Source organism: Citrobacter sp. Cpo148, from assembly GCF_030332375.1.
GTDB lineage: Bacteria > Pseudomonadota > Gammaproteobacteria > Enterobacterales > Enterobacteriaceae > Citrobacter > Citrobacter portucalensis.
The window spans coordinates 78390-96451 of the sequence record NZ_JAOWHY010000048.1 but is presented as its reverse complement, the minus strand read 5'-3'; the positions used below and the strand labels follow the sequence as shown (position 1 = coordinate 96451).

Annotated in this window: 15 protein-coding genes; 7 read left to right on the top strand and 8 right to left on the bottom strand. The window is 52.2% G+C overall.

Going from position 1 to position 18062, the window contains the following annotated elements:
• Positions 1 to 19: 19 nt before the first annotated feature.
• The 6 genes from OGY10_RS19115 to syd all read right to left on the bottom strand — a co-directional run bounded on the left by OGY10_RS19115 (position 20) and on the right by syd (position 5816).
• Positions 20 to 1360: an enolase C-terminal domain-like protein gene (locus OGY10_RS19115; RefSeq protein ID WP_167820626.1), complete on the bottom strand. Its 1341-nt coding sequence runs from the start codon at positions 1358 to 1360 to the stop codon at positions 20 to 22.
• A gap of 2 nt (positions 1361 to 1362) precedes the next feature.
• The gene (gudP, locus tag OGY10_RS19110; RefSeq protein WP_174771120.1) at positions 1363 to 2715 is read right to left on the bottom strand and encodes a galactarate/glucarate/glycerate transporter GudP; all 1353 of its coding nucleotides are present in this window, start codon (positions 2713 to 2715) and stop codon (positions 1363 to 1365) included.
• Positions 2716 to 3058: 343 nt separating this feature from the next.
• The gene (locus OGY10_RS19105; RefSeq protein ID WP_003825676.1) at positions 3059 to 3508 is read right to left on the bottom strand and encodes a flavodoxin; all 450 of its coding nucleotides are present in this window, start codon (positions 3506 to 3508) and stop codon (positions 3059 to 3061) included.
• A gap of 19 nt (positions 3509 to 3527) precedes the next feature.
• Complete coding sequence (gene truC, locus OGY10_RS19100) at positions 3528 to 4310, bottom strand: tRNA pseudouridine(65) synthase TruC (RefSeq protein WP_047499384.1); 783 nt, start codon at positions 4308 to 4310, stop codon at positions 3528 to 3530.
• The gene (locus tag OGY10_RS19095) at positions 4310 to 4639 is read right to left on the bottom strand and encodes a YqcC family protein (RefSeq protein ID WP_003825670.1); all 330 of its coding nucleotides are present in this window, start codon (positions 4637 to 4639) and stop codon (positions 4310 to 4312) included. The genes truC and OGY10_RS19095 overlap by 1 nt, the downstream gene beginning before the upstream one ends.
• 631 nt (positions 4640 to 5270) lie before the next feature.
• Complete coding sequence (gene syd / locus OGY10_RS19090; protein WP_032944836.1) at positions 5271 to 5816, bottom strand: SecY-interacting protein; 546 nt, start codon at positions 5814 to 5816, stop codon at positions 5271 to 5273.
• A 68-nt stretch (positions 5817 to 5884) separates the two neighbouring features.
• On the opposite strand from syd, the gene queF reads away from it, so the two are divergent.
• The 5 genes from queF to xni all read left to right on the top strand — a co-directional run bounded on the left by queF (position 5885) and on the right by xni (position 12407).
• Positions 5885 to 6733: an NADPH-dependent 7-cyano-7-deazaguanine reductase QueF gene (gene queF / locus OGY10_RS19085; protein ID WP_003825665.1), complete on the top strand. Its 849-nt coding sequence runs from the start codon at positions 5885 to 5887 to the stop codon at positions 6731 to 6733.
• Between the two features lie 113 nt (positions 6734 to 6846).
• Entirely contained in the window at positions 6847 to 8211 is a 1365-nt protein-coding gene (ppnN, locus tag OGY10_RS19080; protein WP_003034076.1) for a nucleotide 5'-monophosphate nucleosidase PpnN, read from the top strand.
• 560 nt (positions 8212 to 8771) lie between these two features.
• Positions 8772 to 10061 carry an HAAAP family serine/threonine permease gene (locus OGY10_RS19075; protein WP_003034073.1) on the top strand — a complete coding sequence of 430 codons (1290 nt, stop codon included), beginning with the start codon at positions 8772 to 8774 and terminating at the stop codon, positions 10059 to 10061.
• 53 nt (positions 10062 to 10114) lie between these two features.
• A complete protein-coding gene (locus OGY10_RS19070) occupies positions 10115 to 11482 on the top strand; it encodes an L-serine ammonia-lyase (RefSeq protein ID WP_003034070.1) in 1368 nt (455 codons plus the stop codon).
• 169 nt (positions 11483 to 11651) lie between these two features.
• Positions 11652 to 12407 (top strand): flap endonuclease Xni, encoded by a 756-nt coding sequence (gene xni / locus OGY10_RS19065; RefSeq protein ID WP_286577205.1) that lies wholly within the window; start codon positions 11652 to 11654, stop codon positions 12405 to 12407.
• Positions 12408 to 12483: 76 nt separating this feature from the next.
• Here xni and fucO read toward each other — a convergent pair whose 3' ends face one another.
• Together fucO and fucA are read right to left on the bottom strand one after the other, a co-directional pair.
• Positions 12484 to 13632: a lactaldehyde reductase gene (gene fucO, locus OGY10_RS19060; protein WP_286577204.1), complete on the bottom strand. Its 1149-nt coding sequence runs from the start codon at positions 13630 to 13632 to the stop codon at positions 12484 to 12486.
• 11 nt (positions 13633 to 13643) lie between these two features.
• Complete coding sequence (fucA, locus tag OGY10_RS19055; RefSeq protein ID WP_003825656.1) at positions 13644 to 14291, bottom strand: L-fuculose-phosphate aldolase; 648 nt, start codon at positions 14289 to 14291, stop codon at positions 13644 to 13646.
• Between the two features lie 563 nt (positions 14292 to 14854).
• On the opposite strand from fucA, the gene fucP reads away from it, so the two are divergent.
• The gene (gene fucP / locus OGY10_RS19050) at positions 14855 to 16165 is read left to right on the top strand and encodes an L-fucose:H+ symporter permease (RefSeq protein ID WP_286577203.1); all 1311 of its coding nucleotides are present in this window, start codon (positions 14855 to 14857) and stop codon (positions 16163 to 16165) included.
• Positions 16166 to 16196: 31 nt separating this feature from the next.
• Positions 16197 to 17972 carry an L-fucose isomerase gene (gene fucI / locus OGY10_RS19045; protein ID WP_003825648.1) on the top strand — a complete coding sequence of 592 codons (1776 nt, stop codon included), beginning with the start codon at positions 16197 to 16199 and terminating at the stop codon, positions 17970 to 17972.
• The last annotated feature ends 90 nt before the right edge of the window (positions 17973 to 18062 follow it).

The window sequence follows — 18062 nt, the reverse complement described above, 5'->3', positions numbered from 1 at the left end:
ATTAAGTCCTTATTCAAAATTAGTGGCGGCCGAAAACGGGACGTTTACGGTCAAAAGTCCATCCGGGGATCAGATACTGCATTGGGCCTGCGTCATTACGCGCGCCACCGGGCAGCGCCTTATAGGCTTCATGTGCTTTCTGTACCTGATCCCAGTCCAGTTCCACGCCCAGACCGGGCGCATCGGGTACCGCAATTTTTCCGTTTTTAATCTCCAGCGGATTTTTGGTCAGGCGGCAATCGCCCTCCTGCCAGATCCAGTGGGTATCAATAGCCGTTGGATTACCCGGTGCAGCCGCACCAACGTGGGTGAACATCGCCAGGGAAATATCAAAATGATTGTTAGAATGGCAGCCCCAGGTCAGGCCCCAGTCGTCGCATAACTGTGCCACGCGTACCGCGCCAGAAAGGGTCCAGAAGTGCGGATCGGCCAGCGGAATATCTACTGAATTCAGCATCACCGCATGGCCCATTTCACGCCAGTTGGTAGCTATCATGTTCGTTGCTACCGGCAGACCGGTTGCACGGCGGAACTCGGCCATCACTTCACGGCCAGAAAAACCCTGTTCAGCGCCGCATGGATCTTCGGCGTAGGTCAGAACATCGTTCAGCCCTTTACACAGGGAGATGGCTTCATCCAGCAGCCAGGCACCGTTGGGATCAACCGTAATACGCGCATCCGGGAAGCATTTTTTCAGCGCACGAGCGGTGTCGATTTCCTGCTCACCAGGCAGTACACCACCTTTGAGTTTGAAATCTTTAAAGCCGTAGCGATCCTGCGAAGCCTGAGCCAGACGCACCACAGCCTCACTGTTCATCGCTTGCTGATGACGCAGGTGATACCACTCATGGTTTCCCGGCGCACTTTCCAGATACGGTAAATCGGTCTTTGTGCGATCGCCCACGTAGAACAGATAACCGAGTACGGTGACCGCATCGCGCTGCTTGCCCGGCCCTAACAGTTCACAAACCGGCACGTTGAGCGCCTTGCCCAGCAGGTCGAGCAATGCGGCTTCCAGCGCCGCTACCGCATTGACCCGTAGTTCAAAGGTCCAGGCGCCTTTGCCAAAGGTGTCAAAATCAGCGGCCTGGTTGCCCTTATGCACCTGCTGCACCACCTTATTCAGGCGCGCCACTTCCTGGCCCAGCACCTGCGGAATCGCATCCACCAGCGTCTGATAAATCACTTCACCACCAGGCGCTTCACCGACACCGGTGTTTCCGGCATTATCGGTGAGCACCACGATATTACGAGTAAAGTATGCGTTATGCGCGCCGCCAATATTGAGCAGCATGCTGTCATGACCGGCCACCGGGATGACCTTCATATCGGTAATAACGGGACTCGATTGTGTTGTCATCATCATTGTCCTGCGACAGGTTTCAGTTCGATACGTTTAATATCGCCCACCAGCACCAGATAGCTCACCACCGCAATCAGCGCATGTACCCCGACGTAAATCAACGCGCCGTTAAACGAGCCGGTAGTCCCAACGATGTAGCCGATAGCAATTGGCGTGACGATGCCGGAGATGTTGCCAAACATGTTGAACAAACCGCCGCTCAGACCGCTGATCTCTTTAGGTGCGGTATCAGCCATCACCGCCCATCCCAGCGCGCCGATGCCTTTGCCGAAGAAGGCCAGCGCCATAAAGCCAATGATCATCCACTCGACGTTGACGTAGTTACAGAACACCATCACCATCGATAGCAGCATCCCCATGACGATTGGCGTTTTACGGGCGATATTCAGCGAACCGGTACGGCGCATCAGCCAGTCGGAAATAATGCCGCCGAGCACGCCGCCGGCGAATCCGCAAATGGCCGGAACCGAAGCAACAAAGCCAGCTTTCAAAATCGACATACCGCGAGCCTGCACCAGATAAACCGGGAACCAGGTGATAAAGAAGTAGGTCAGCGCGTTAATGCAGTACTGGCCGATGTAAATCCCGATCATCATCCGTGAACCCAGCAGCTGTTTGATTTGCCCCCACTTCACGCTAAACGGCACTTTGGTTTTGGCTGCCGCCTGATCCATGTTGATCAGCGCCCCACCTTCGGCAATGTAATCCAGCTCTTTTTGGTTTACGCCTGGATGCTGGTTAGGTTCATGAATCACCTTCAGCCAGACGAAACTGATAATGATCCCGAGGCCGCCCATAAAAAAGAACACATGCGACCAGCCCACTTCGTGGGTCAGCCAACCCATGATTGGCGCGAATATAACGGTGGCAAAGTATTGCGCAGAGTTAAAGATAGCGACCGCCGTGCCCCTTTCCTGTGCCGGGAACCACGCCGCCACAATACGACTGTTGCCGGGGAAAGAGGGCGCTTCAGCTAAACCAACGAGGAAGCGCAAAGTAAACAGCGCAACGATAATGCCGAAACCACTGAAGATATCGACAAAACCCTGCAACAGGGTAAACATGGACCAAATAAAGATGGACCAGAAATAAACGCGTTTTGAACCAAAGCGGTCGAGCAACCAGCCGCCGGGGATCTGGCCGATAACATAGGCCCATGAGAAAGCGGAGAATACATACCCCATCCCTACGGCATCCAGACCAATGTCTTTGGCCATCTCCGAACCGGCAATGGATAAGGTGGCGCGATCGCCGTAGTTGAAGGATGTGACGATAAACAGCATCACCACTATCCAGTAGCGAGCGTTAGTGCGTTTTTCCGCGCTGCTCGCCGCCTGACTTAATGAACTCATTGTTGCACTCCTGAATCCTGGCTTTCGCCAGTTCATTCTGTACAGCACCTGTAGGGTGATCAGAATGAGAGGTTAGTGTGTGGCAGTGTTGGTACAGCTCAGGGCCGTTTTATTCTGACTCGCTGCCATTCCGGGAACTGACGGGAAAAGTATATGAAGGAGTGCCACTTGCCCTCACCGTGCATGAACACAACATTAGGGAGACAGTGAGAAGTTGTTTGGGGCATAAGCCCAAAGTAGTGGAAGTTAGTTCACGTAATTGGGGTTTTATTGCCGGGTGGCGGCTTCGCCTGGCCCGGCTTGCGGTTCAAATGGGGGTTGCATGCCCGTACGAGCGAGGGAGTTATTTAAGCAAGGTTCCCCAGTTTTCTACCCAGGGATTGGATTCGCTTTCCGGTTCAGGATGCTCGCTGGCATCAATCAGCAGCATTTCCCCTACGCGGTGGGCGCTTTGTTCCTGCAACAAGGCATCGAACTGTTTGCCGCCATTGCAGAAATTAACGTAGCTACTGTCGCCCAGCCCAATTACCCCGTAATGCAGATTTGGCTGGAAACCGAGATTATCTTTGATCCCTTGAAACAGCGGCACGATGCTATCCGGCAGATCGCCCTGCCCGGTCGTGGAAGTCACCACCAGTACATATTTATCCTGATATGCCTGCCAGTCGCTAAGCTCCGGATCTTCGAACACCGTGGCTTTATGACCCTGCGCCGTCAAAATAGCTTCGGCCTCTTCGGCAACCAGCAGCGCGTTTCCGTACATCGTGCCGACAAAAATTCCAATTTCCGCCATAACCGTAATCTCCTGGGACTTAAGAATCTATCTGCTCATCCTGACCTGACAGCCCGTTGAACTCAACCCTTTCATTCTCAGGGAGAAGTCCACGCCAGCCAAATTGTGACAACGCCTGCATCCAGACGTCATCCAGCCCGGCGCGAATAACCAGCGGTTCGCCGGTGAAAGGATGGGTCAGCGCAAGCTGGCTGGCATGCAGCATCAATCTCTGGCAACCGAAATGCTCTGCGGCGCTGCGGTTTTGCCGCAAATCACCGTGCTTGCTGTCGCCGATAATCGGATGGCGCAAGTGCGCCAGATGGCGTCTGAGCTGGTGCTTGCGACCGGTTTTAGGGTCCAGTTCCACCAGCCCGTAACGGGTAGTCGGATAACGCCCGGTCGCTACCGGCATTTCTACCGTTGCCAGGCCACGATAATGGGTGACAGCAGGCTGCGGGCCTTTATCATCACGGGCAAACTTATCGGCAATCTTATCCAGCTCTTCGACCAGCGGGTAATCCAGCACGGCATCATCCATCAGCCAGCCACGCACAATCGCATGATAGCGTTTCTGAATTTGATGATGTTCAAACTGCTGGGACAGCAAACGCCCGGCTTCGCTGGACAGTCCCATCAGCAGCACGCCGGAGGTTGGTCTGTCGAGTCGATGGGCGGTAAATACGTGCTGACCAATTTGGTCGCGCACCGTTTGCATCACCACCACTTTCTCATCCCGGTCGAGCCAACTGCGGTGAACCAACCAGCCCGAAGGTTTATTGACGGCGACCAGCCATTCGTCCTGATAAAGAATTTCCAGCATCAGGCGTTATCACTTGTAAACAGCGCATCCAGCTCCTGCAATGCCGCCAGAAGAATGTCGCGTTGCGGGTGATCGGCTGCCAGCGCCATTTCGTAATACGGTGCGACGGCAAAAGCTTGCGGAAGCGGCTGCGCGTTATCAATCAACGTATGCATGCGGGGAATCAACACCCACTGCAGCCACTCGACCGGCTCCATGGTATCCATACAAAAAGGCTGCGTACTGGTAAACAGATGCTCTGCTGGCTCATCCATCCGCCAGTGATGATGTTCACGCAATAGCGCTTCAAGTGCGTGTAACTGCTGGCGCACACGGTCATGAGTCGTCATGAAATTAACCTCAATGATGAAAAATCTGGCGCGAAGAATAGCACTAGTGGAGGGAAATAAAAAAAGGGAGCACTGTAAAAACAGTGCTCCCGGTTCGTTTCGCAGCATTCCAGCTACTTTTAGTGCTCCCTGCTCATCCTTGACAACTTTTCCTGTGGTCTTGCGACCGTGTTCATCCTGAACTTTTGCATCCTGCTCACATCACCCCGATGTGAAAACTTCATCCTGAAGTATCCTGGCCATCCAGACCCGCCGAACATCCTGACCGGCTCTCATTCTCCATCCTGGAGGTGTCCTTTAACGCATCCAGCGTCTTCCTCTTTGCTTCGTCCTGAAGCCTGTCCTTGCAACACCGTCCTGGTGTGTCCTGGCGAAGAGCCATCATCCTGATGTTCTCTTCGTTGTGCGACTCCTTGTCGACAGATATAGAATCGCCTGTTTCGCTTTGTCTTACAAGATGCTTACAGGCTTACCCTTACGATTATTTTCGTATGAAAGTTGACAATAAAACACTAACCAATTGAATAATAATAAATTATTATTTTATCAATTCATTAAGTCTTTACTTATCACCTGGCAATGTCCTACAGGGTTTGTAAGAGATCTCTCACAAGATTCAGGGCAAACTGGATTACAGAACTGGCTTAAGTTGAGTGAGGAATTCCGCAAGTGAGGCCGCCAGCACCGTTCGTTTACGGGTTCCCAGCGTTTCTTTGCACACTTCACCGGACAGATTGCACACCGAAATGACGTCAAGCTCATTATCTTGTGTGGCAATAAAAAGCGTAGGTGATAGCTTGAGGCGCTTTTGCGTTACCAGATGACCAATCAGGTTTTCCTGAACGCGCCTGAAGTCATCTTCACTCCAGGTTTGCAGCAGCGTGAGCTTTTCATCCGCAAACTGCGCGTGCATATCACCAGCAAACTGGGTGGTGTAAAAAGCGTGAACGGCAGGTTGTACCACAATATCAAAGGCCCGTTCAACCGCATTGAGGTTATTTTCGCCGACAAAAGGTTGAGGCTGCCAAAATACCGCATCGTCTGTGGAAGAAATGATACACGGAGAAGGTACGCCATACAGCTCTTCGCTGAGCGGCCAACTGTTGTTTTTTTCATGCCATGCGTCGCAATAACGCGTCGTAAAGGCTATCAACGCCTGCGCTGTCAATTCGTCCACTGATTTCTCTCTTCACAAAAGCCAGGATACACTTGTCGCATAGTGTATCTGGTTTATGACGGTGAAACATGTCCTCTTATGAAAATCATCAGGCGCTTAACGGCCTGACACTCGGTAAATCAACGGATTACCGAGACAATTACGATGCAAGTCTGTTGCAGGGCGTTCCGCGCAGCCTGAATCGCGACCCGCTGGATTTAAAGGCCGATAACTTGCCTTTTCACGGTGCGGATATCTGGACGCTATATGAACTGTCGTGGCTGAATGCCAACGGCTTACCGCAGGTTGCGGTCGGTCATGTGGAGCTGGATTACACCAGCGTAAATCTGATTGAATCGAAAAGCTTTAAGCTGTACCTGAACAGTTTTAACCAGACGCGTTTTGATTCCTGGGACGCGGTACGCCAGACGCTGGAAAACGATCTGCGCGCCTGCGCTCAGGGCGATGTCAGCGTGGCGCTGTACCGCCTTGACGAACTGGAAGGGCAGCCGATAGCCCACTTTAATGGGACCTGTATCGACAATCAGGATATCGTTATCGACAACTATCAGTTCAGCACTGCGTATCTGGAAAATGCCGTGAGCGGTGAAAAGGCAGTCGAAGAGACGCTGGTCAGCCACCTGCTGAAATCCAACTGTCTGATTACCCATCAGCCTGACTGGGGCTCCATACAAATTCAGTATCGTGGACGGAAAATCGACAGAGAGAAGCTGCTGCGTTATCTGGTCTCCTTCCGCCACCATAATGAATTTCATGAGCAGTGCGTGGAACGTATTTTCAATGACATTCTGCGCTTCTGCCAGCCAGAGAAACTGAGCGTCTACGCACGCTACACGCGACGTGGCGGCCTGGACATTAACCCATGGCGCACCAACACCGATTTCACTCCGGCAACCGGTCGTCTGGTACGTCAGTAATCTTTTTTCTCAATTTTGCGTGCCGGATTCCGCGCGCAAGGTTGTGAAAGGTCATAAGCCAGGGCTATTGTAATCAATAGGGAATGACGTGTTGCGTCCCATAAGGAGTTTACTTGATTACACATATTAGCCCGCTTGGCTCAATGGACATGTTGTCGCAGCTGGAAGTCGATATGCTTAAACGCACGGCCAGCAGCGACCTGTATCAACTGTTTCGTAACTGTTCGCTTGCCGTTCTGAACTCCGGCAGTTTGACCGACAACAGTAAAGAACTGCTGTCCCGCTTTGAAAGTTTCGATATTAACGTACTGCGCCGCGAACGGGGCGTGAAGCTGGAACTGATCAACCCACCTGAAGATGCGTTTGTTGATGGACGCATTATTCGTGCGCTACAGGCTAACCTGTTTGCCGTACTGCGCGACATTCTGTTCGTCAATGGACAGATCCATAACGCCGGTCGTTTTCAGCATCTGGATCTCGAAAGCTCGGTACATATTACCAACCTCGTATTCTCGATCCTGCGTAATGCGCGGGCGCTACACGTTGGTGAAGCGCCGAACATGGTCGTCTGCTGGGGCGGTCACTCAATCAACGAAAATGAGTACCTGTATGCCCGTCGCGTCGGCACCCAACTGGGCCTGCGCGAACTGAACATCTGTACCGGCTGCGGTCCGGGGGCGATGGAAGCGCCAATGAAAGGCGCTGCGGTCGGTCACGCCCAGCAGCGATACAAAGACAGCCGCTTTATTGGCATGACCGAACCGTCAATCATCGCCGCTGAACCGCCTAACCCGCTGGTAAACGAACTGATCATCATGCCGGACATTGAAAAACGTCTGGAAGCGTTCGTGCGTATCGCCCACGGTATTATCATCTTCCCGGGTGGCGTAGGGACAGCAGAAGAGCTGCTGTATCTGCTGGGGATCCTGATGAATCCGGCCAACAAAGATCAGGTTCTACCGCTGATCCTGACCGGACCAAAAGAGAGTGCGGATTACTTCCGCGTGCTGGACGAATTTATCGTGCACACGCTAGGGGAAGATGCGCGTCGCCACTATCGCATTATCATTGACGATGCGGCGGAAGTTGCGCGTTTGATGAAAAAAGCGATGCCGCTGGTGAAAGAAAACCGTCGCGACACAGGAGATGCTTACAGCTTTAACTGGTCGATTCGTATCGCGCCCGATCTGCAGATGCCGTTCGAGCCGTCCCATGAAAACATGGCCAACCTGAAGCTGTACCCGGATCAACCCGTTGAAGTATTGGCCGCCGATTTACGGCGTGCATTCTCCGGTATTGTGGCGGGTAACGTGAAGGAAGTCGGGATCCGCGCTATTGAAGAGTTTGGCCCGTACAAAATCCACGGTGACCGCGAAATGATGCGCCGCATGGACGATCTCCTTCAGGGCTTTGTTGCACAACATCGTATGAAGTTACCGGGCACTGCGTATATCCCTTGCTACGAGATCTGCGCCTAACCTTCAACACCCGCTAGCAGCGCTATAGCGGTGGCAGTTTTGTCCATATCAAAGCCGGGTTTGGCGCACTTGCCTCCCGGCTTTTTTTAGTGATACCAGTCACATAGCCCCGACAATCATATAAATACCAGTGATGATTCATTAAAAACAGCGCGTCACGCAAACGATTACCTTGAAAAACCAACCGTGATTTATCTTAGAAAATTATTATTAGTCGCCGAAATCATCTAAAAACAACAGTTTTTACAGCTGAACACGCCTATCTTCGCGCCTTCGCTTTCATGAGATATGTCGTTAATGTTAGCCTTCGCGCCCGTAAATTCGCTTTGACTATTTTTTAACAGATTAATGGCCCAAATTTATCCACATAAAAGGTGGATTATTGCATTTGGGATCCCGATCACTGATACATTCATTACTAAAATGTATCTTTCCGCCCGAAAATTATTACGGCGAAAAATTATATAAAAATCGCTCAACGAATTTCGATTTACAGTCGGGTACTTTCTCATTGGATTGACCCCAAACCCGACTTTTTAAGCTTCCTCCAGGAGAAATAGATGGAAAACACTCAAACCAGCACTATCGTTACGGGCCAGACCCGCAGCGCATGGCGCAAAACAGACACCATGTGGATGCTGGGCCTTTACGGCACGGCGATTGGGGCGGGTGTATTGTTCCTGCCGATTAACGCAGGCGTAGGCGGTATGATCCCGCTGATCATCATGGCGATCCTTGCCTTCCCAATGACCTTCTTTGCACACCGCGGTCTGACTCGCTTTGTGCTGTCCGGTAAAAATCCGGGTGAAGACATCACCGAAGTTGTAGAAGAACACTTTGGTGTTGGTGCAGGTAAACTGATTACCCTGCTCTACTTCTTCGCTATCTACCCGATTCTGTTGGTTTACAGCGTAGCAATCACCAACACGGTTGAAAGCTTCCTGACCCACCAGCTGGCGATTACGCCGCCGCCGCGCGCAATCCTGTCACTGATCCTGATTGTCGGCATGATGACCATCGTGCGCTTCGGTGAGCAGATGATCGTTAAGGCGATGAGCATCCTGGTATTCCCGTTCGTTGCGGCTCTGATGCTGCTGGCGCTGTACCTGATCCCTCAGTGGAGCGGTGCGATTCTGGAAACCATGTCTTTTGACTCTGCGGCAACCACCGGCAACGGCCTGCTGTTGACCCTGTGGCTGGCAATTCCGGTAATGGTGTTCTCCTTCAACCACTCCCCGATCATCTCCTCCTTCGCCGTGGCGAAGCGTGAAGAGTACGGTGATGAAGCAGAGAAAAAATGCTCCAAGATTCTGGCATTCGCTCACATCATGATGGTACTGACCGTTATGTTCTTCGTCTTCAGCTGCGTGTTCAGCCTGACTCCGGCGGACCTGGCAGCAGCGAAAGAGCAGAACATCTCGATTCTGTCTTACCTGGCGAACCACTTTAACGCGCCGATTATTGCCTGGATGGCACCGATCATCGCGATTATCGCTATCACCAAATCCTTCCTGGGCCACTACCTGGGCGCACGTGAAGGCTTCAATGGTATGGTGATTAAGTCTCTGCGTGGCAAAGGCAAATCCATCGAAATCAACAAACTGAACAAAATCACTGCGCTGTTCATGCTGGTAACCACCTGGATTGTGGCGACGCTGAACCCAAGCATCCTCGGCATGATTGAGACCCTGGGTGGCCCAATCATCGCGATGATTCTGTTCCTGATGCCGATGTATGCCATTCAGAAAGTACCGGCAATGCGTAAGTACAGCGGCCATATCAGCAACGTCTTCGTTGTGATTATGGGCCTGATCGCTATCTCCGCTATTTTCTACTCTCTGTTCAGTTAATTCCCCTGCGCCGCTCCTCGGGGCGGCGCACCTCGATACACAATGGACGCCTCATGATTAGCGTATTCGATATTTTCAAAATCGGCATTGGCCCTTCCAGCTCCCACACTGTTGGCCCGATGAAAGCAGGCAAACAATTCACGGATGACCTGATTGCACGCGGAATTCTCACTGACGTAACCCGCGTAGTGGTTGATGTCTATGGCTCTTTATCTCTGACGGGGAAAGGTCACCATACCGACATCGCGATTATTATGGGCCTGGCGGGTAATCTGCCGGATACCGTAGACATTGATGCCATTCCGTCCTTTATCCAGGATGTGAATACTCATGGGCGTTTGCTGCTGGCAGACGGTCAACATGAGGTCGAGTTCCCGGTCGACAAGTGCATGAATTTCCATGCGGACAATCTGTCCCTGCACGAAAACGGGATGCGCATTACCGCACTGGCGGGCGAAAAGGCCATTTACAGCCAGACTTACTATTCCATTGGCGGTGGGTTCATCGTTGATGAAGAACATTTTGGTTTACCGAACAACTCTCCGGTAAACGTGCCATATCCGTATAAATCCGCAGCTGATTTGCAACGTCATTGCCAGGAAACCGGCCTGTCGCTTTCCGGTCTGATGATGCAAAACGAACTGGCGCTGCACAGCAAAGAAGAGCTGGAACAGCACTTTGCTAACGTCTGGGAAGTGATGCGTAGCGGGATTGAACGCGGCATCACCACCGAAGGTGTATTGCCGGGCAAACTGCGCGTTCCGCGTCGTGCTGCTGCGCTACGTCGTATGTTGGTCAGCAGCGACAAAACCACCACTGACCCGATGGCGGTTGTTGACTGGATCAACATGTTCGCGCTGGCCGTGAACGAAGAAAACGCAGCCGGTGGACGCGTGGTGACTGCACCAACCAACGGTGCATGCGGGATTGTTCCTGCCGTACTGGCGTATTACGACAAGTTTATCCGTGAAGTGAACGCTAACTCGCTGGCACGCTACATGCTGGTCGCGAGCGCCATTGGTTCACTGTACAAGATGAACGCCTCTATCTCTGGTGCCGAAGTCGGCTGTCAGGGTGAAGTTGGCGTCGCCTGCTCCATGGCAGCGGCTGGTCTGGCTGAACTGCTGGGTGGTAGCCCAATGCAGGTGTGCATCGCGGCAGAAATCGGTATGGAACACAACCTGGGTCTGACCTGCGATCCGGTTGCCGGCCAGGTTCAGGTACCGTGCATTGAGCGTAATGCCATTGCTTCGGTTAAAGCGGTGAACGCTGCACGTATGGCGCTGCGCCGTACCAGTGAACCACGCGTGTGCCTCGATAAAGTTATCGAGACCATGTACGAAACCGGTAAAGACATGAACGCCAAATACCGCGAAACCTCTCGTGGTGGTCTGGCGATGAAGATTGTCACCTGCGATTAATTCTCAGCACATTTTTGTATCTGTAGGCCGGATAAGGCGCTCGCCGCATCCGGCTTTTATTGCCTGATGGCGCTTCGCTTATCAGGCTTACGGATAGCGCTCTTTCGCAATGCTCGTCTCCACTCGTCGTGAATGTTACCCTACAGACTAATTTGTTAGGGAGAACACCGTGGCCGTCCACCTACTCATTGTTGATGCACTGAATCTCATCCGCCGTATTCACGCCGTACAGGGCTCCCCTTGCGTGGAGGCATGCCAGCACGCGCTCGCTCAGCTGATTGTGCACAGTCAGCCCACGCACGCCGTGGCGGTATTTGATGACGAAGCGCGTAACAGCGGCTGGCGTCACCAACGGTTACCTGACTACAAAGCCGGTCGCCCGCCGATGCCTGACGATTTACACCAGGAAATGCCCGCCTTACGCGCCGCTTTTGAACAGCGCGGCGTCTGCTGCTGGGTATCCAGCGGGAATGAAGCCGATGATTTAGCCGCCACTCTGGCGGTGAAAGTTAGCCAGGCGGGACACCAGGCGACTATCGTCTCAACCGATAAAGGCTACTGTCAGCTACTCTCCCCGACGCTGCGTATTCGTGATTATTTCCAGAAACGCTGGCTGGATGCGCCGTTTATCGAGAAAGAGTTTGGCGTACTACCGCAACAGCTGCCAGATTACTGGGGACTGGCCGGGATCAGCAGTTCTAAAATACCGGGGGTTGCCGGTATTGGTCCTAAAAGTGCCACACAACTGCTGGCACAGTTTCCAACGCTGGAAGCGCTGTATGAACATCTGGATGACGTACCGGAGAAATGGCGTAAGAAACTCGAAGAACATCGGGAGATGGCGTTTTTGTGCCGCGATATCGCGCGGCTGCAAACAGACTTACATATCGACGGAAACCTACAACAGCTACGGCTGGCGCGGTAGCCTTATTTCCTGATGGCGCTGCGCTTATCCGGCCTACTTATTGTACAACCCTGTAGGCCAGATAAACGCCAGGTGATTACCAGGCGGTATGGTACAGCTCAACGATATCCCCAAGGCTCGCTTCACGCGGGTTTCCCCCGGTACAAACATCGTCAAATGCGGCTTGCGCCAGCGCAGGAATATCCTCTTTACGGACGCCAACATCGCGGAGATGCAGTGGGATACCTACATCGCGATTAAGGGCGAAGACGGCATCCACAGCCGCTTTGCGTGCCTCTGTCAGCGTCAGTCCTTCAACCTTAACCCCCATTACCCGGGCGATATCGCGGAATTTTTCCCCGGTGAATTCGGCGTTATAGTGCATCACGTGCGGCAGCAAAATGGCATTCGCGACGCCGTGCGGCGTGTTGTAGAACGCGCCTAACGGGTGTGCCATGCCATGCACTAATCCCAGACCTACGTTGGAGAAACCCATCCCGGCAACGTACTGGCCCAGAGCCATCGCTTCCCCCGCCTGGCTGTCGCCCGCAACGGAACCGCGTAATGACCCGGCAATAATTTCGATGGCTTTAATGTGCAGCGCATCGGTAAGCGCCCACGCAGCCTGCGTGATGTAGCCTTCAATGGCATGAGTCAGTGCATCTACGCCAGTAGCCGCTTTTAATGCGGCAGGCATGCCGTCCATCATGTCAGCATCAATGAACGCCACCTGCGGGATGTCATGTGGATCGACACAAACAAACTTACGCCGATTCTCTTCGTCAGTGATCACGTAGTTAATGGTCACTTCCGCCGCCGTTCCCGCAGTGGTTGGGATAGCCATAACTGGCACGCTCGGGAAGCGTGTCGGCGATAACCCTTCAAGGCTGCGTACATCCGCAAACTCCGGGTTATTGTTAATAATGCCAATCGCTTTACAGGTATCCTGCGGGGAGCCGCCGCCAATGGCGACCAGATAGTCTGCGCCGCTTTGCTGAAAGACACTCAATCCTTCCTGAACTACCGCAATGGTTGGATTAGGAATAACGCCTGAATAGATTTCCCATGCCAGACCTGCAGCATCCATTCGGGAAGTCACCTTCTCAACAATGCCGCACTGCACCAGATTTTTATCAGTCACAATCAATGCTTTGCGATAACCACGACGAATAACTTCATCGGTTAATGCGCCAACAGCTCCCCGGCCAAACCATGCCGTTTCGTTCAGAATCATTCTGTTCGCCATCGTTTTATCTCCTATTCCTCAATACGCAATCCATATGTTTTGAATTTTTCCAGCACAATAGCGATAGCCTCATCGTCCAGTACCGGAACCGGATCGGTAATCGCCAGCGTGCTGAGATAAAGCTGCGCCAGCACTTCCACTTCATGCGCTAACCACAGGGCTTTTTCCAGATTTTCCTCGCAGGCGATCAGCCCATGATGCTGCAACAGCGTTGCTTTTCGGTTTTTCAGCGCTACCGCAACGTGCTCGGAAAGCTCACGCGTACCAAACGTCGCATATGGCGCACAGGGAATTGAGTTACCGCCAGCCGCCGCAATCATGTAATGGATTGCCGGGATTGGCCGATTGAGAATAGAAACAGCAGTACAATGCACGGCATGATTATGGACCACCGCCTGAGCATCGGGACGCGTCTGATAAGCGGCCATATGGAACCGCCACTCGCTGGAAGGTAATTTCCCTTCTTCGTGCTGCCCCTCAGCGTTGATGTACACTATGTGGGATTCGGTGAGTTTGTCATACGGAATACCCGTCGGGGTAATTAACATCCCGTCCTGGTAACGCACACTTACATTACCCGCAGTCCCCTGATTCAACCCCAGACGGGTCATTTCCAGGCAGGTATTGATAATCTGCCGTGCCAGCGTATTTCGTTCCATTACTTACCTCTCTCAGTGAGTCAAAATGCGACAACAGAACATTGCTAATACCTCGACGCTCTGTTGATTTAAGCGGGTATTTGCTAACTATCATCATGCTGAATAAAGAGAAGGGAATTTTTAGCACTGGATTTTGTGATGTTCATCAACTAATAACGCTGAATAAAAACATGCAGGCATAATATTACAATTCCAAAATGTCCGTTCTTAATAAAACCATTGTAAAACGGTCATTTGCGAATAAATTGTTACCATTGCCCGTTTTCCACTTAACTAATTAATTCGGGCATTATCCCTGTGGCTTTTTAATTTATTTTTCTCAAACGGTCATTGTTTTAAAGAAATTAAAGTGATGATAATCACATAAACCCACACCCTGAGCATAAATGTGACCACCATCATATTAATGGCCGGTTTTTATTTGAAAATGAATTCATGAGTTCATTCATGAAGGCCAATTTTATCTGGCAGGTTACCGGAACTCACCTGGATTAGCAGGTTGGTAAAAATCACCAACCGTACTCTTAAGCTGTTGAACATGCTTATGAACTGATGAGGATGCTATGGGAAACACATCAATACAAACACAAAGTTTTCATGCGGTAGAGCGGGGGCAGACAAAAAATTATGTCATTCCCTTCGCGTTACTCTGTTCACTGTTTTTTCTTTGGGCGGTTGCCAATAATCTTAATGACATTTTATTACCACAATTTCAGCAAGCTTTTACATTAACAAACTTTCAGGCTGGTCTGATTCAATCTGCTTTTTATTTTGGTTATTTCGTCATTCCAATCCCAGCCGGGATCCTGATGAAAAAACTTAGTTATAAAGCAGGCATTATTACCGGATTATTTTTATATGCCATCGGTGCAGCATTATTCTGGCCAGCGGCTGAGGTAATGAATTACACCTTATTCCTGATTGGCCTATTTATTATTGCGGCGGGCTTAGGTTGTCTGGAAACGGCTGCCAACCCCTTTGTAACCGTACTGGGCCCGGAAAGCGGCGGTCATTTCCGATTAAATCTCGCGCAAACTTTTAACTCATTTGGTGCCATTATTGCGGTTGTTTTTGGGCAAAGTCTTATTTTGTCTAATGTGCCACATCAATCTCAAGACGTACTCGATAAGATGGCGCCAGAACAGCTAAGCGCCTACAAGCACAGCCTGGTGTTATCGGTTCAAACCCCTTATATGATCATCGTCGCGGTCGTTTTGCTGGTCGCCCTGCTGATCATGTTTACCAAGTTTCCGACCCTGCAAAGTGACGATCACAGTGACAACGCTCAGAGTTCATTCTCCGCGTCCCTTTCCCGCCTGGTGCGCATTCGTCACTGGCGTTGGGCGGTACTGGCGCAGTTCTGCTACGTCGGTGCACAAACTGCCTGCTGGAGCTACCTGATTCGCTACGCAATCGAAGAGATCCCAGGCATGACGCCAGGTTTCGCCGCCAACTACCTGACCGGCACCATGGTGTGCTTCTTTATCGGTCGTTTCTCCGGCACCTGGCTTATCAGTCGCTTTGCGCCGCATAAAGTGCTGGCCGCATATGCCCTGCTTGCCATGATTCTGTGCCTGATTTCCGCCTTCACCGGTGGCCAGATCGGCCTGCTGGCCCTGACGTTGTGCAGCGCATTTATGTCGATTCAGTACCCAACCATTTTTTCTCTGGGGATCAAAAATCTGGGACAAGACACCAAATACGGCTCGTCTTTTATCGTCATGACCATCATTGGCGGCGGCATTGTGACCCCGGTGATGGGCTTTGTCAGCGATGCCGCTGGCAATATCCCGACCGCTGAACTGGTCCCGGTGCTTTGCTTCGCCATCATCTTTATTTTTGCCCGCTTCCGTTCACAAACGGCAGCCAACTGAATATTTATCCGAATAACGTGAGGAATCTGTGATGAAAAAAATCAGCTTACCAAAAATTGGTATTCGCCCGGTTATTGACGGACGTCGTATGGGTGTACGTGAGTCGCTCGAAGAGCAAACCATGAATATGGCTAAAGCTACCGCAGCGCTTATCACTGAAAAACTTCGTCATGCCTGCGGCGCACAAATTGAATGTGTGATTGCCGATACCTGTATCGCCGGCATGGCGGAATCCGCAGCCTGTGAAGAAAAATTCAGCAGCCAGAATGTTGGCGTGACGATTACCGTTACCCCATGTTGGTGCTACGGCAGTGAAACCATCGACATGGATCCGATGCGCCCGAAAGCGATCTGGGGCTTCAACGGCACGGAACGTCCGGGGGCGGTTTACCTGGCCGCCGCACTGGCAGCTCACAGCCAAAAAGGCCTTCCTGCCTTCTCCATCTATGGTCATGACGTACAGGATGCAGACGACACATCTATCCCTGCCGATGTTGAAGAAAAACTGCTGCGCTTTGCCCGTGCCGGCTTAGCGGTCGCCAGTATGAAAGGGAAAAGCTACCTGTCTGTCGGTGGTGTATCAATGGGCATCGCCGGTTCTATCGTCGACCATAACTTCTTTGAATCCTGGCTGGGTATGAAGGTGCAGGCGGTTGATATGACCGAGCTGCGTCGTCGCATTGACCAGAAAATCTATGATGAAACCGAGCTGGAAATGGCGCTGGCGTGGGCGGACAAAAACTTCCGCTACGGCGAAGATCAGAACGCGCAGCAATATAAGCGTAACGCAGAACAAAGCCGCGCAGTGCTGAAAGAAAGCCTGCTGATGGCCATGTGCATTCGCGACATGATGCAGGGTAACAAAAAGCTGGCAGACAAAGGTCTGGTCGAAGAATCCCTGGGCTATAACGCGATCGCCGCAGGCTTCCAGGGCCAGCGTCACTGGACCGATCAATACCCAAATGGCGATACCGCCGAAGCGTTGCTCAACAGCTCCTTTGACTGGAATGGCGTTCGTGAACCGTTCGTTGTCGCAACCGAAAACGACAGCCTGAACGGCGTGGCGATGCTGTTCGGCCATCAACTCACCGGCACGGCCCAGGTCTTTGCCGATGTGCGTACCTACTGGTCGCCAGAGGCGGTTGAACGCGTCACGGGTAAACCGCTGACCGGTCTTGCTGAGCACGGCATTATTCACTTGATTAACTCCGGTTCTGCGGCACTGGACGGTTCCTGCAAACAGCGCGACAGCGAAGGTAAACCGACCATGAAACCACACTGGGAAATCTCGCAGAAAGAGGCGGATGAATGCCTGGCGGCAACCGAATGGTGCCCGGCTATTCACGAATACTTCCGCGGGGGCGGTTACTCATCTCGCTTCCTGACTGAAGGCGGTGTGCCGTTCACCATGAGCCGTATCAACATCATCAAAGGGTTGGGGCCGGTGCTACAAATCGCGGAAGGCTGGAGCGTGGAGTTGCCGAAAGATATGCACGACCAGCTTGATGCGCGTACCAACTCCACATGGCCAACCACCTGGTTTGCTCCGCGCTTAACCGGCAAGGGCCCGTTCAGCGACGTCTATTCCGTCATGGCTAACTGGGGCGCTAACCACGGGGTGCTGACGATTGGTCACGTAGGTGCGGACTTTATCACTCTGGCTGCCATGCTGCGTATCCCGGTGTGCATGCACAACGTGGAAGACGAGAAAATTTATCGTCCTTCCTCCTGGGCCGCCCACGGTATGGATACGGAAGGTCAGGATTACCGCGCTTGTCAGAACTACGGCCCGCTGTATAAGCGTTAAACATCGAGCGATTGCCTGATGGCGGCGCGGCCTACGAAGCACACGGTTTTGTAGGCCGGATAAGGCGAAGCCGCCATCCGGCAATAGGTA

What these genes read in the sequence shown, in the direction of transcription:
- OGY10_RS19115 (WP_167820626.1), bottom strand. Translation starts at nt 1,360, where the DNA reads ATGACAACACAATCGAGTCCCGTTATTACCGATATGAAGGTCATCCCG.
- truC (WP_047499384.1), bottom strand. Translation starts at nt 4,310, where the DNA reads ATGCTGGAAATTCTTTATCAGGACGAATGGCTGGTCGCCGTCAATAAA.
- fucI (WP_003825648.1), top strand. Translation starts at nt 16,197, where the DNA reads ATGAAAAAAATCAGCTTACCAAAAATTGGTATTCGCCCGGTTATTGAC.
- fucP (WP_286577203.1), top strand. Translation starts at nt 14,855, where the DNA reads ATGGGAAACACATCAATACAAACACAAAGTTTTCATGCGGTAGAGCGG.
- fucA (WP_003825656.1), bottom strand. Translation starts at nt 14,291, where the DNA reads ATGGAACGAAATACGCTGGCACGGCAGATTATCAATACCTGCCTGGAA.
- queF (WP_003825665.1), top strand. Translation starts at nt 5,885, where the DNA reads ATGTCCTCTTATGAAAATCATCAGGCGCTTAACGGCCTGACACTCGGT.
- gudP (WP_174771120.1), bottom strand. Translation starts at nt 2,715, where the DNA reads ATGAGTTCATTAAGTCAGGCGGCGAGCAGCGCGGAAAAACGCACTAAC.
- fucO (WP_286577204.1), bottom strand. Translation starts at nt 13,632, where the DNA reads ATGGCGAACAGAATGATTCTGAACGAAACGGCATGGTTTGGCCGGGGA.
- OGY10_RS19070 (WP_003034070.1), top strand. Translation starts at nt 10,115, where the DNA reads ATGATTAGCGTATTCGATATTTTCAAAATCGGCATTGGCCCTTCCAGC.
- OGY10_RS19075 (WP_003034073.1), top strand. Translation starts at nt 8,772, where the DNA reads ATGGAAAACACTCAAACCAGCACTATCGTTACGGGCCAGACCCGCAGC.
- OGY10_RS19105 (WP_003825676.1), bottom strand. Translation starts at nt 3,508, where the DNA reads ATGGCGGAAATTGGAATTTTTGTCGGCACGATGTACGGAAACGCGCTG.
- OGY10_RS19095 (WP_003825670.1), bottom strand. Translation starts at nt 4,639, where the DNA reads ATGACGACTCATGACCGTGTGCGCCAGCAGTTACACGCACTTGAAGCG.